The 12,381-nt window shown below is 68.6% G+C and carries 12 protein-coding genes; 7 read left to right on the forward strand and 5 right to left on the reverse strand.

Features of this window, described 5'->3' with window-relative positions:
* Nucleotides 1-66 precede the first annotated feature (66 nt).
* Both QYL93_RS16710 and QYL93_RS16715 read left to right on the forward strand, forming a co-directional pair.
* A complete protein-coding gene (locus QYL93_RS16710; RefSeq protein ID WP_305744673.1) occupies nucleotides 67-435 on the forward strand; it encodes a DUF2892 domain-containing protein in 369 nt (122 codons plus the stop codon).
* Nucleotides 333-803 (forward strand): RNA polymerase sigma factor, encoded by a 471-nt coding sequence (locus QYL93_RS16715; RefSeq protein WP_305744716.1) that lies wholly within the window; start codon nucleotides 333-335, stop codon nucleotides 801-803. The genes QYL93_RS16710 and QYL93_RS16715 overlap by 103 nt, the downstream gene beginning before the upstream one ends.
* Nucleotides 804-821: 18 nt before the next feature.
* Here QYL93_RS16715 and QYL93_RS16720 read toward each other — a convergent pair whose 3' ends face one another.
* Nucleotides 822-1,790, reverse strand: a complete 969-nt coding sequence (locus QYL93_RS16720) for a tripartite tricarboxylate transporter substrate binding protein (RefSeq protein WP_305744674.1) — start codon at nucleotides 1,788-1,790, stop codon at nucleotides 822-824.
* A 42-nt stretch (nucleotides 1,791-1,832) separates the two neighbouring features.
* Nucleotides 1,833-3,026, reverse strand: coding sequence for a pyridoxal-phosphate dependent enzyme (locus QYL93_RS16725; RefSeq protein WP_305744675.1), 1,194 nt, complete (start codon nucleotides 3,024-3,026; stop codon nucleotides 1,833-1,835).
* Nucleotides 3,027-3,096: 70 nt separating this feature from the next.
* Here QYL93_RS16725 and QYL93_RS16730 point away from each other — a divergent pair, with 70 nt between their 5' ends.
* Nucleotides 3,097-4,014 carry a LysR substrate-binding domain-containing protein gene (locus tag QYL93_RS16730; RefSeq protein WP_305744676.1) on the forward strand — a complete coding sequence of 306 codons (918 nt, stop codon included), beginning with the start codon at nucleotides 3,097-3,099 and terminating at the stop codon, nucleotides 4,012-4,014.
* A 27-nt stretch (nucleotides 4,015-4,041) separates the two neighbouring features.
* On the opposite strand, the gene QYL93_RS16735 is transcribed toward QYL93_RS16730, so the two are convergent.
* Nucleotides 4,042-4,986, reverse strand: a complete 945-nt coding sequence (locus QYL93_RS16735; protein ID WP_370876986.1) for a TRAP transporter substrate-binding protein — start codon at nucleotides 4,984-4,986, stop codon at nucleotides 4,042-4,044.
* Between the two features lie 405 nt (nucleotides 4,987-5,391).
* Here QYL93_RS16735 and QYL93_RS16740 point away from each other — a divergent pair, with 405 nt between their 5' ends.
* Nucleotides 5,392-6,321, forward strand: coding sequence for a pectate lyase (locus QYL93_RS16740; protein ID WP_305744677.1), 930 nt, complete (start codon nucleotides 5,392-5,394; stop codon nucleotides 6,319-6,321).
* A 246-nt stretch (nucleotides 6,322-6,567) separates the two neighbouring features.
* The gene (locus QYL93_RS16745) at nucleotides 6,568-7,176 is read left to right on the forward strand and encodes a hypothetical protein (RefSeq protein WP_305744678.1); all 609 of its coding nucleotides are present in this window, start codon (nucleotides 6,568-6,570) and stop codon (nucleotides 7,174-7,176) included.
* Nucleotides 7,177-7,188: 12 nt separating this feature from the next.
* Here QYL93_RS16745 and QYL93_RS16750 read toward each other — a convergent pair whose 3' ends face one another.
* Both QYL93_RS16750 and QYL93_RS16755 read right to left on the reverse strand, forming a co-directional pair.
* Nucleotides 7,189-8,367, reverse strand: coding sequence for a twin-arginine translocation pathway signal protein (locus tag QYL93_RS16750; RefSeq protein WP_305744679.1), 1,179 nt, complete (start codon nucleotides 8,365-8,367; stop codon nucleotides 7,189-7,191).
* Between the two features lie 20 nt (nucleotides 8,368-8,387).
* A complete protein-coding gene (locus QYL93_RS16755) occupies nucleotides 8,388-9,392 on the reverse strand; it encodes an NAD-dependent epimerase/dehydratase family protein (protein ID WP_305744680.1) in 1,005 nt (334 codons plus the stop codon).
* A 112-nt stretch (nucleotides 9,393-9,504) separates the two neighbouring features.
* Between QYL93_RS16755 and QYL93_RS16760 the strand changes: the two genes are divergently transcribed.
* Both QYL93_RS16760 and QYL93_RS16765 read left to right on the forward strand, forming a co-directional pair.
* Nucleotides 9,505-10,389 (forward strand): LysR family transcriptional regulator, encoded by an 885-nt coding sequence (locus QYL93_RS16760; protein WP_305744681.1) that lies wholly within the window; start codon nucleotides 9,505-9,507, stop codon nucleotides 10,387-10,389.
* Between the two features lie 15 nt (nucleotides 10,390-10,404).
* The gene (locus QYL93_RS16765; protein WP_305744682.1) at nucleotides 10,405-12,381 is read left to right on the forward strand and encodes a right-handed parallel beta-helix repeat-containing protein; all 1,977 of its coding nucleotides are present in this window, start codon (nucleotides 10,405-10,407) and stop codon (nucleotides 12,379-12,381) included.

Raw genomic sequence — 12,381 nt, forward strand, 5'->3', positions numbered from 1 at the left:
CCCGCTCTTGTCAGGGAAGGCGCCCCGTGCCGGCGCTTTCTCTTTCAACACCCAAGGAGCTTTGCCATGCTGTACCGCAAGAACATCACCCGTCCCGAAAGCCTGCTGCGCGTCGTCGCCGGGGTAGCCCTCATCGCCGCCAGCCTCTTCTGGCTGGGTGCCACACCGCTGGGCCTGGTGCTGGCGGCATCGGGCGCCATGGGCATCGTGACCGGCATGTTCGGCTACTGCCCGGCCTGCGCCATGGTGGGCAGAAAGCCGGTGGAATGGGCACTGCCTCGAACACGTTGGCGCAGCTCCTGCCCGCCGCGCAGGCGGGCGACACCGAGGCCATGGAGCGCCTGCTGGCGCTGGCCCGGCCCGACATCCGCCGCTATGCGCTGCGCCACTGCGCGGCCACCACCGCGACCGACGACGTGGTGCAGGAGGCGCTGATCATCGTCTACCGCCGCGTGGGCGCGCTGCGCGAGGTGGCAGCCTTTGGCGGCTGGGTGGTGCGCATCGTGCAGCGGCTGTGCATGCGCCCGGCGCTGGCCTGGCTCAGGGGCGAGCCACTGGCGCAGGTGGAAGATGCGCTGGCCTGGTCGCACCGGCCCGACCACGAGTTGCGCCACGACCTGGCCCTGGCCATCGACTCGCTGCCGCCCCTGTACCGCGAAGCCCTGCTGCTGCGCGACTTCGAGGAGCTCACCATCGAGGAGATGGCCCAGCGCCTCTCCACCACGCGCGAGGCGGCGAAGAGCCGGCTGCACCGCGCGCGCAGCCTGGTGCGAGAGTACCTCGTGCCCTCGTCGCCCGGCTGATCCCGCAGTAGCTGCGGTTCACTCCGGCTGCAGGCCAATCTTGCGCACCACGGCGCCCCAGTGGCCCACCTCGTCGCGCAGGAAGCCGCGCAGTTCGTCGCGCGTGGAACCCTTGAGCTCGATGCCCAGCGTGGTCAGGCGCTCGCGCGTGGCGGGGTGCTCCAGCGCGGCAATGGCTTCCTTGCGCAGCCGCTCGATCACTTCGATGGGTGTGGTGGCCGGAGCCACCAGAGCCCACCACTGGTTGAACTGCATGCCGGCCAGGCCCGCCTCGCGGGCCGTGGGCACCTGGGGCATCGAGGCCAGGCGTGCAGGCCCGGTGGTCATGAGCACGGAGATCTTGCCCGCTGAGAGCAGCGATGCACCGCTGGCCAGCGTGGCGAAGTGGCCCGCCACCTGCTCGGCCGCCACGTCGGTGAGCGCCGGGGCCGAGCCTCGGTACGGGATGGCATTGACCTTGAGCCCGCTGGCCCCGGCCAGCAGTTCGGACGAGAGGTGGCTGATGGAGCCATTGCCGCTGTGGGCCAGGGTGACCGGTGTGGCGCTGGCGCGCCCGTCCTTCAGGAATCCCTTGATGTCGCCCGCCTTGTACCTGCTGCCGTTGACGAACAACAGCAGCGGCGAGGTGCCGACCATCGAGATCGGCGTGAAGTCCTTGAGCAGGTCGTAAGGCAGTTTGGCCGCGACAGCAGGCGCAATGGCATGGGGCAACTCCACGATGGCGATGGTGTAGCCATCGGGTGCCGCCTTGGCGGCCGCCTCGGTGCCGATGCGGCCAGACGCGCCAGAGCGGTTGTCCACGATGACGCTCTGCCCCAGCGACTCGCCCATGCGCTGCGCAATGGCGCGGGCAATGGCATCGGTGCTGCCGCCCGGTGCCCACGGCACGATGAGGCGCACGGGTTTGTCGGGATAGGCGGCGAAGGCGCTGGTGCCCAGGAGGCAGGCACAGGCCAGCACGAAGCTGCGGCGGAACAGGAAGGTCATGACAAGGGTCCTTGGTCAGGCGAAGAGATAGAAAAAAAGCGATCAGGCGTCTCGGTCGCCCTTGGCGGTGAGCAACAGCAGCACGTGGTCCTCTGGCGCAATGCGGCCCTGCCGGCGCAGCTGTGACGCCGCGCCCACGCAGGCGCCCGCACACAGTTCCACCCACAGGCCCTGGGCACCGAGCTCGGCCACGCCACGGGCCGCATCCGCATCGCCTACCACGGCGGCACCGCCGCCCGAGCGCTGCACTGCGATCTGCTGCTGCAGGGTGACGGTGCTGCCGGCAATGGAGAACTGCGCAGTGCTGCCGCTGAAATCGGCCTGGGCCGGTGCGCCGGCCAGCACCTGGCTGAGCCGGGCAAAGGGCTCCACTGCCCACAGGCGCGGCATGTGCGTGATCAGCCCTGCGGCCAGCAGGTCGCGCAGGCCGCTGTACAGGCCCCAGAGCAGGTCGCCACGCGCAGTGGGTACGAGCACATGGTCGGGCACGCAGCCCTCGGCCACGCATTCGAGCGCCACCGCGCGGTAGCCTTCCACGCCGAAGGCCGGGCTGCCCACGGCCGGCACGCTGAAGTTGGTGAGCGCAAAGGCCCCCTCGTCCAGTACCTGCCGGCGCACATGGGTCCAGCGGTCCAGTCCCTGGTCGAACGCAACCCGGCGGGCACCCAGGCGGTCCAGCGCTCGGGCAAAGGACTCCGGCATGTCCCGGTAGGTGGCGATTTCGCACGGCAGACCCGCCGCCGCACAGTAAGCGGCAGCGGACACGGCCGCATTGCCGCTCGATGCCAGCACCACCTTGGAGGCACCCACCGCCAGCGCGCGGGTCACGGCCTGGGCCGACATGCGGTCCTTGTGCGAGCCCGTGGGGTTCACGCCCTCGTGCTTGGCCGTCAGTTCGCGGATGCCCAGGGACCGGGCCAGCCGCGGCAGCGTGAGGCAAGGCGTGTTCCCCTCGCCCAGCGACACCCCGTGGGTGTAGGGCAGCCATTCGCCCCAGGTATAACCCGAGCTGCTTGCTGCCAGCGTGCGCGGCAGATCACTGTAGACCGCCTCGACGCTGGCGGGCGTGCCTTGTGCTGCACATGCAGGGCAGCCGGCGGGCATCTCCTGTACCGGGTAGCGCGCGCCGCAGTGAATGCAGCGCATGCCCTGGAGCCGCGGATTTTCGCGCTGGGCAGGGGTTTCGTTCGTGCCGGAGCGGTGCGGCTGCACACCGAAGGATGTATCGGAAATCATGCCTGCATCGTAGTCAGGCGCAGGCCATCGCGGTACCATGCCGCAGCCGTTTCCATTAAGCCAAACTTATATGAAAAACCTTCCCAAGCTCGATGCCAAGGAAGTGAGTACGCGCCAGATCGAGGTTTTCCGCATGGTGATGCGGCTGGGCTCGGCCAACCGTGCGGCGGCGGCACTGCACGTGAGCCAGCCTGCCGTGACACAGCTGCTACAGCAGCTGGAGCTGCGCTCACAACTCACGCTGTTCGACCGGCCCAAGGGCCGCCTGGTTCCCACACCCGAGGCCCATGCGCTGATGGAAGAAATCGAGCGTGTGTACGAGGGGCTGGAGGCGGTGCAGCGCAAGATCGTGGCGCTGCAGTCGCTGGAAGACCAGGTGCTGCGCATCGGCAGCCTGCATGCCCTGGCCGCGAGCATCATGCCCGGGGTGCTGGCCGATTTCCAGCGCCACTACCCGCGCACCCGCTGCCTGCTGATGGTCGACAGCTCCAAGGCATTGCGCGAGGCGCTGTTCCAGGGCGCCGTGGACCTGGCCTTCCTGGGCGACGAGGCGGACACCAGCGGCCTGGTGTCCTCAGCGTTCTATGAATTGCCCGCCGTGTGCGCCGTGCCCGCTGCCCACCCGCTGGCACGCAAAGCAGTGCTGGAGCTGGCCGACCTGCGCGATGCGCCGCTGATCGGCCTGTCGGCCACCGACCCGGCCCAGCAGCGGCTGGAAATACTCTTTGCCGCCGCAGGGATCACGCCACGCTTCGTGATCGAGACCCCGTACAGCGCAACACAGTGCGCGCTGGTGCTGGCCGGCGCGGGGCTGGCCGTGACCAACCTGCTGGTAGCGGCCGAGCATGCGCCCCTGGGGCTGTGCAGCGTGCCCTTGGCGGGCGAGGGCCTCTTCTTTCGGGCCTTGCTGGCCTTCAAGCCGCGCCAGGCCCAGTCGCGTGCGGTGCAGGAGTTCGTGGCCCTGTGCCGGCGGCGTCTGGCAGGCTGACCGCGCCGGGGGCACCCAGGAGCGCCATCACTTGGAGATGATGGTCAGCAGTTCTTCGCGCGTGGTCGGGTCGGCCATGTACTTGTTGTACAGCGGGGCCATGCGCCGCACGAAGGGGGAGACGTCCTTGACCCGCACGAACTGCGCACCCTGTTTGGCCGTGTTCTCCAGCGCCTGGGCCACGCGCTTGTTCCACAGCTCGCGCATCAGCAGTGCCGACTGGGCGCCCGCGTCCGAGAAGGCCTTGCGGTCCTCGGGCGAGAGCCTGGCCCATAGCGCGCTGGACACCACCAGTGCTTCGGGAGAGATCACATGGTTGGTCACGTACACGCTCTTGGCCACCTTGAAGTGCCCGGTGGACTCGTAGGAGGGCATGTTGTTCTCCGCACAGTCGATGGTGCCCTGCTGGAAGCCCGCCAGCACTTCCTTGAAAGGCAGGGCCACGGGTTTGGCATCGAGCAGCCGGATCATCTCCATGAAGACCTCGGACTGCTGCACGCGGATGGACGCCCCCGCCAGATCGCGGATGGTGGCCAGTGCGCGGTTGGCGCAGTAGAAGGAGCGCCCGCCCCCGTCGTACCAGCCCAGCACCACGAAGCCGGCAGATTGCAGGTTGGCGGCAAAGCGCTGCCCCAGTGCGCCATCAAGGTGGCGGAACATGTGGGCCGAGTCGGTGAACAGGAACGGCAGGTTCAGCACCTTGATGCCGGGCACCGCGTCGGACAGGGGCCCTGAGCTGAACTCGGCAATGTCGATCTCGCCGCTCTTGAGCATTTGCACCGCCTTGGGCTGGTCGCCCAGCGTGGCGTTGGAGAACACCTCGATCTGGTAACGGCCCTGCGTGGCCCGCGTCACCTGGGCGGCAAAGCCCTTCATGGCCTCGGTCACCGGGTAGCCGTCGGGGTGGATATTCCAGGCGCGCAGTCGCGTCGGCGCTTGCGCATGGCTGGCCTCGGCGCACAGCAGGGCCATGCACAGGGCACCCAGCGTCGCCATGCCGGATCGGGTCCATCGGTTCACAGGTCTCCTCCTTTGTTGTGGTGCCGGTCAGGTCGAACCCAGGGTTCAACGCCAGCAACTGTGCGTCAATTTATAAGACGTCATATAACTAACTTGTCTTCAACGATACCTGCAATGGCATCCGCCCACTCCAACCGGGCGCATCGAGGGCCATTCTGCTGCAACATCTGCACACAAGATGTTCGGGTAAACGCCAGCACACCGGTGGATCCAGCTGTCGAGAATCACCACCAAGTTGTACGACATCATCTGTCTTGGGTGCCGTGCAACTGCAGGTGACAAGAGCCCATGGGCCACGCCCGTGATGGCGGCACGCCAGGTGCCAGCCCCGACCCCAACCTTCGAGGAGACCAACCGATGAAGCGCAGAGACTTTGCCATTGCCACCACCTTGACCCCGCTGCTGCTGTCCGCCTGCGGCGGCAGCGACTCCGGGCCCGCACCCCTGACCGGCCCCAAGGCCGAAGCCGCCGCCGGCCTCAAGCGTGCAGCGCAGTACATGGACGAGGTGGTGTCCTACCAGGGTGGCTACGTGTGGTCGTACTCGCCCGACCTCAAGCAGACCTTTGGCGAGATGGAGGCCTACCGCACCATGTGCTGGATCCAGCCGCCCGGCACGCCCTCCGTCGGCCATGTGTACCTGGACGCCTACCACGCCACGGGCGATGAGCGCTACTACCAGGCGGCAGAGCGCACCGCGCTGGCCATCGTCGCGGCGCAGCACCGCTCGGGTGGGTGGAACTACATCCACGACTTCGCGGGCGAGGATTCGCTCAAGCGCTGGTACGACACCATCGGCAAAAACGGCTGGCGGCTCGAGGAGTTCCAGCACTACTACGGCAACGCCACCTTCGACGATGCCGGCACGGCCGTGGCGTCGCAGCTGCTGCTGCGCATGTTCGTGGAAAAGCGCGACGTGCGCTTCTCCGGCCCGCTGCAGCGCGCCATCGACTTCGTGGTGCAGTCGCAGTTCGGCTCCGAGTACGGCATTGCCGATGGGGGCTGGCCACAGCGCTTTCCGCATTTCCCGGGGGCCATCAGCAGCATGCCGCTGCCCAATCCGCAGCAGGTGCCGCCGGGCGCCCGCGTGGGCATGGCCGATGGCGACTACACGCTGCACGTGACCTTCAACGACGACGTGATGGGCGAGAACATCAAGTTCCTCACGCTGTGCGTGACGGCGCTGGGGGAGACGCGCCTGATCGGCAATATCCAGCGCGCCATGGAGTGCATGCGCCTCATGCAGCAGCCCGGCCCCCAGGCCGGCTGGAGCCTGCAGCACCTCTAGCGCCCCACAGGCGGGCGGCCAGCCGGTGCGCCCGCTGGCGCGCGCAGCTACGAGCCGCGCTCGCTGGCCACGCACACCACGCAGACCAACATCCGCCAGCTGTTCAACTACTTCCAGCTCAGCGGCGACAGGAAGTACCTGGCCCGCATCCCGGAGGCGATTGCCTGGCTCAAATCCTGTCCGCTGCCGGCGGATGCAGCCACAGTCAATCCGCTGCTCGGCGGCGGGCGCACCCATCCCACCTTCGTGGAGCTGGGTACCAACGACGGCCTGTACATGCACCGCTACGGCTCCAACATCCACAACGGGGCCTACTACGCCGACAAGGACTACACCAACACCATCAGCCACTACTCGGCCGGCCGCCCCATCGACATCGCCGGGCTCGAGTCGACCTACCAGTCGCTCAGCCGCATGGGCGACACGGCGATTGCCGACATGGTGGCGCGCTCGCCGCTCAAGTCCACGGGCGCAACGCGCACGCTGCCGCGCTACTTCTCGATCCGCGAGGTGGACTTCCCGGACCTCTTCGCCGGCGCCACCATGCCCACCCCGGTGGTGCCCGACAGCGAGGCACAGACGCTGCTGACCGAGCTGGGCACGAAGAACTACTGGACCTCGCCCGTGCCCGAGATCGTCAACACCTACCGAGGCGATGGCCCCACCACGCCCTACACCGGCACGGCTTACCGCAGCAGGCATGTGGGCGATGTGTACGACACATCCCCCTACCCGGCCGACAACCCACCCGACATCGAGCCCTACGTGAAGCGCGAGAAACCGCAGTTCATCGTGACCTCGGAATGGATACGCCGCATGGGCCGGCTCATCGCCTACGTGGCACCGCAGGCTTGAGAGCCAGCAGCCTCAGGCCTGCAACAGGTGCGCCAGGGGACGGCGCGGCGTGGCAGGCACCTCGCCCTGCGGGTAGCCGATGCGGCACAGCATCTGCACCGTGGGGTCGCCGGCTTCCTTGGGCGCGCCGTGCCCCAACACCAGCTGGTGCGCGCGCTCGTAGTGCGGCGCCATCTCGGCAAACTCCTGCAAGGCCTGGCTCATGGGGTGCATGCCCACGCCCAGTTCGGTGGACTTGAGCTGCAGGCGCACATAGGCGCGGCCGGCCGCGATCTGCTCGGCGCGGGTGTTGCCCCCCGTCAGCCACACGAAGCCCATCGCCGTGCGGCTGTGGCCCTCGAAGCGGTCCATCGCGCCCTTGTAGCCCGCACTGCCCTCCTCGGGCGGGGCGGAGCGGTCGAAGAAGCCGAGCGCCGCTGCGGCGCGTATGAACGGTGTGTTCAGCGAGATGCCATCGCGGTGTTCCAGGATCTCGGAGGGGCCGACACGGGTGAGGCGGATGCTTTCCATCATGGTGCGCGGCGTGCGCAGCTCCACCTGGGCCGACTGCCAGCACAGCGCGCGCAAGGCGTCCAGGCGGGCGGGCTCCACCGTTCCACCCGCCTGCGGGCTGCCCGACAGGGACGCACTGGCCAGCAAGGCCTTGAGCAGATCGGGTGCCACGGGCCGGGCCAGGTCGAAATCCACCTTGGGCGTGCGGCGGCGCAGCACCTGGGTGAACAAGGCCTCGGGCTCGCCGCCGGGCCGCAGCACCACGCGGGCCACAGGGCGCTCGTCCCATTCGCGCAATTGCGCCGGCAGCGGTCCCTGCGGCCACAGCGTGACCTCGCTGGCCATGCCCTGCTGGGCCAGTGCCTGCACCAGGAGCTCCAGGAAGGCGCCGTGGCCGATCAGGATCTGGCGGCCCAGCGGGTCGGTCTCGGGCAGCACGCGCTCGCGGTCGGTGCGCAGGGTGATCACGCCCTCTTCGCGCAGGTCCACCACCCAGGGCTGCAGGTTGTGCGGGTTGGGCGCGGTGATGGCATAGGCCACGGCACGGCGGCGCAGGTCGGTTTCGCCCACGGGTCCCTGCCAGGCCTCGACGGCCTGGGCGGGGTAGTGCGGACCCGAGCTGCAGGCAACCAGGGGGGCGATGGCAGCGGCGGCGATGGTGCCACCGCCGGCCAGGCGGATGAAGGTACGGCGTTGCATGGTGAGACTCTCCTTGCGGTTCATGCCAGGGCGGCTTGGGGATGGGCCGGGGCCAGCAGCCCCAGGTCGTGGAGCGCGCGGCGAACCGCCTGCTCGAAAGGGGTGTGCGGCTCCTCGCCAATCAGCGCGGCCAGGCGCGTGTTGTCCAACCGGTGCGGCGTGTTCCAGAGGTAACGCATGTCTGCCAGGGCCGCCAGATGGGGCACCACCAGGCCGGCCATGCGCAGCAGCGGCCAGGGCAACTGGCCTGCGCGCAGGGTCTGGGCGTCTGCTGCCCAGCCCTGCTCGGCCGCCACGGCAGAAAGCACCCGCACCCACTGGTGCGCCGTGACCTGCTGGCCAGCGAAGTGCAGCGTGTCGAACGCAGAAAGGCGGTGGCGCTCCTCGGCCACCCTTACCAGGGTGCGGGCCAGATCGGGCAGGTAGGCCCAGGGCCGGCTGATGTCCAGCGGGCCGGGCCAGGTGACGCGGCCTTTGGGCAGGTCCTTGGCGATGGACTGGTCCAGCCAGCTGCCAGCGCCGCTGCCAAAGAAGTCGCCGGCGCGCACCACCACAGCGCGCATGGCGCCATCGCGCGTGGCGGCCTGCAGGCGCTGCTCCAGGTGGATGCGCAGCCGCCCCTTGAAGTCCAGCGCGGTCTGCGGCGTGTCTTCGCGCAGCACCGGCGGCATGGCACGGCCATAGTTGTACACACTGCCCGGCAGCATGAGCGTGGCGCCCAGAGTGCGAGTGACTTCGATGGCAGCGTCCATCAGCATCGGCGCCTCCTTGCGCCAGGCCTTGTGCGTGTAGGCCGGGTTCATGGCATGCACTACCACCTGCGCCCCCTGCGCTGCAGCCACCAGGGCCGGCGTGTCCTGCGGTGCGACTGCGATCCACTGCACACCGGGCACGGCGGGGCCGGCGGCACCCGGGCGGACCTGGGCACGCACCTGCCAGCCGGCCTGGGCGAAAGCCCGGGCGGCAGCAAGCCCCAGGCGCCCGCGGGCCCCTAGGATGAGAACGGTGGATGCAGCGATCGACATGGCAGGGCTCCTGAACAAAGACGGAATGGAGCGATTGTGGAAATGCGGCCGCCGTTACACAATTGGCTAACTGTCGATAACAGCAATGCAAAAATGAATACCTGTACCGGCCGTGAAACAACGCTTTGACTGGAGCCTCATCCAATCCTTTCTGGCTGCCCTGGACCAGGGCAGCCTGCTGGGCGCTGCGCGCGTGCTGAACGCGAGCCAGCCCACCATCGGGCGCCACATCGCCGAGCTGGAGGCCCAGCTCGGCGTGGTGCTGTTCGAGCGCACGGGGCGCGGCCTGCTGCCCACCGCGACCGCACTGCGACTGGCGGAATCGGCACGGACGATGGAGGCCGGGGCCGACCAGTTGGCGCGCAGCGTCTCGGGCGCCGAGGCCGGCGTGAGCGGCACCGTGCGCATCACAGCCAGCCAGCCGGTGGCCTGTGTGCTGCTGCCGCCCCTGCTGGCGCGCATGCGCCAGGCGCTGCCCGAGGTGCAGGTGGAGCTGGTGTCCAGCAACGAGGTCACCAACCTGCTGCGCCGCGAAGCCGATATTGCGCTGCGTATGGTGCAGCCCATGCAGGCAAGCCTTGTGGCCAAGCGCATCGGCAAGGTCACGCTGGGCGCCTACGCCCACCGCGACTACCTGCGCCGCCGGGGCACGCCACGCCAACTGGTCGACCTGCTGCAGCATGAGCTCATCGGCAACGACCGCCATGAAGACATCCTGCGCGGCTTTGCTGCCATGGGCCATCCGGTGGCGCGCGAGCAGTTCGCGTTCCGCACCGATGACCTCATGGCCTACTGGGAAGCCGTGCGCAGCGGCCTGGGTATCGGATTCGTGGGCCACTACATGGCGCGCACCGATCCCGATGTGGTGGGCATACTCCCCATGCTCCAGCCGCCGGACCTGCCCATCTGGCTCACGGTGCACCGCGAGATCCGCACCAACCAGCGCATCCGGGCGGTGTACGATTTTCTGGCACAGGCCGTGCCCGAAGTGCTGTAACCCGCCCTATCCACCATGACCATGCACTCCAACCACCTGCGCCGATTCGCGGCAAGCCTTCTCGCCTGCATCCTGAGCGCCGCAGGGGCGGCCATGGCGGCCGATACCGCGACCTTCGAGCCCGCCACCAGCACGTTGCGCCTGCCCACCCTGCAGTTGGATGCCGGCGACCGCTACCGTGACGTGGTCGTGCGTCTGCTCGAACCTGGGCAGCTGCGGGTGGAAGACCCCGCCGTGGGCGCCGAACTGCAGTTCATGACTACCGGCAGCGTGCTGCGCATGCCGCAGGTGGTGATAGGCACCGTGACCTATCCACGAGTCACACTGACCCGGCCGCAGCTGGAGCTGCTGGGCGTGGGCGGTCTGGTGGGCCCTGCCAGCGCGGCGGACGCCAGTGTGCCCGGCGCCGTCACCACGCCCTTCCCCACGCTGGAGAACATCACGGTGGAATGGGCCTTCACGGGCGATGCCAACCGCAATGCGGTGGTCGGCGTGCGCTACCGCGCGCAGGGCAGCAGCACCTGGCTCACGGGCATGCCGCTGCGCCGCATCCACAACGAGACCTCGGGCCAGGGCCGTACCTGGCCGCTGCGCCATTCGGGCAGCATCTTCGACGTGGCGCCGGGTACCACCTACGAGATCGAGCTCACGCTCACCGACCCCGATGGCGGCAGCACCGTGCGCACGACCACGGCCACGACACGCAGCACGCCAGCCCCAGCAGCGGGCGCCATCGTCAAGCCCGCCACGCCAGCCACCCTGGCCAGCGTGCTGGCGGCCGCGAATGCTGGCGACATCGTGGAGCTGGGCGCCGGGCGCTACAGCGGCTTAAGCGTGGCGCGCAGTGGCGCACCGGGACGGCCGCTGGTGATCCGGGGCACCCCGGGCGCGGTGGTCGAAGGCGAGATCAGCGTCTTCAACCAGCGCCATGTGATGCTGACCGAGCTGACCCTGAACGGCCGCGTGCGCTTCAACGGCAGCAACGACTTCAGCATGACGCGCAGCACCGTCAACGCCACGGCGGCACTGGGCGGGCACGGCATCATCACGTTCACGCGCGCGGAAAACGCCTACATCGCCGACAACACGGTGACCGGCACGGTGGTGTGGTCCGAAGCGGCGCTGGGCACATCGGGCGGCAACGCGGGCGAGGGCATCCTCATCACGGGCCCCGGCCACGTGGTCATGAACAACCGCGTGGCGCGCTTTCGGGACAACATCTCGCTGCTCGAAGACGACGAGGCAGTGGACCAGTACAGCATCGACATCCTGAACAACGACATTTCCGAAGCGGCAGACGACGGCGTGGAGGCTGATTTCTGCATGCACAACTGCCGCATCATGCGCAACCGGCTGACCAATGTGTTCATCGCGCTGTCATCGCAGCCGGGCCTGGGCGGGCCCACCTACTTCGTGCGCAATGTCGTCTACAACGCCGTGCACGTGGCCTTCAAGCTGTACCGCAGCAGCTACGGCGACGTGCTGCTGCACAACACCGTGGTGAAGAACGGCGACGCACTCGGCATCTATGCCGGCGCTACGGTGGGGCGGCTCCATGCGCGCAACAACCTGTTCATCGGCGGGCCGGGCGGCACGTATGGCGGCTATTCCAGCGGCACCGGGCGCGTGCTGTCGATTGCCGACCTGGATGCCGCCAGCGCCGACCTCGACTTCGATGCCTATGGCTCCACCGTGGGCAGCTTCACCGGCCGCTGGGGCGCTACCAGCTTTGCCAGCCTGGCCGAACTGCGCGCCCGCACCACCGAGCGCGCCGCCGTGCAGGTGGGCATGGACTCGTTCGCCTCCGTTCCCGTTTTTCCCGGTTCGCCCATCACGCTTTACACCGTGCCCGACCTGCGCCTGCAACCCGGCTCGGCGGCAGTCGATGCAGGGCAGGCCATTCCCAACATCAGCCAGGGATTCCAGGGCCGAGCCCCTGATGCCGGAGCCTATGAACTCGGCCAGGCCCTGCCGGTGTACGGCCCCCGCTGA

The organism is Acidovorax sp. A1169 (assembly GCF_030704685.1).
GTDB lineage: Bacteria > Pseudomonadota > Gammaproteobacteria > Burkholderiales > Burkholderiaceae_C > Acidovorax.

What these genes read in the sequence shown, in the direction of transcription:
- QYL93_RS16710 (WP_305744673.1), top strand. Translation starts at nt 67, where the DNA reads ATGCTGTACCGCAAGAACATCACCCGTCCCGAAAGCCTGCTGCGCGTC.
- QYL93_RS16715 (WP_305744716.1), top strand. Translation starts at nt 333, where the DNA reads ATGGAGCGCCTGCTGGCGCTGGCCCGGCCCGACATCCGCCGCTATGCG.
- QYL93_RS16720 (WP_305744674.1), bottom strand. Translation starts at nt 1,790, where the DNA reads ATGACCTTCCTGTTCCGCCGCAGCTTCGTGCTGGCCTGTGCCTGCCTC.
- QYL93_RS16725 (WP_305744675.1), bottom strand. Translation starts at nt 3,026, where the DNA reads ATGATTTCCGATACATCCTTCGGTGTGCAGCCGCACCGCTCCGGCACG.
- QYL93_RS16730 (WP_305744676.1), top strand. Translation starts at nt 3,097, where the DNA reads ATGAAAAACCTTCCCAAGCTCGATGCCAAGGAAGTGAGTACGCGCCAG.
- QYL93_RS16735 (WP_370876986.1), bottom strand. Translation starts at nt 4,986, where the DNA reads ATGGCCCTGCTGTGCGCCGAGGCCAGCCATGCGCAAGCGCCGACGCGA.
- QYL93_RS16740 (WP_305744677.1), top strand. Translation starts at nt 5,392, where the DNA reads ATGAAGCGCAGAGACTTTGCCATTGCCACCACCTTGACCCCGCTGCTG.
- QYL93_RS16750 (WP_305744679.1), bottom strand. Translation starts at nt 8,367, where the DNA reads ATGCAACGCCGTACCTTCATCCGCCTGGCCGGCGGTGGCACCATCGCC.
- QYL93_RS16755 (WP_305744680.1), bottom strand. Translation starts at nt 9,392, where the DNA reads ATGTCGATCGCTGCATCCACCGTTCTCATCCTAGGGGCCCGCGGGCGC.
- QYL93_RS16765 (WP_305744682.1), top strand. Translation starts at nt 10,405, where the DNA reads ATGACCATGCACTCCAACCACCTGCGCCGATTCGCGGCAAGCCTTCTC.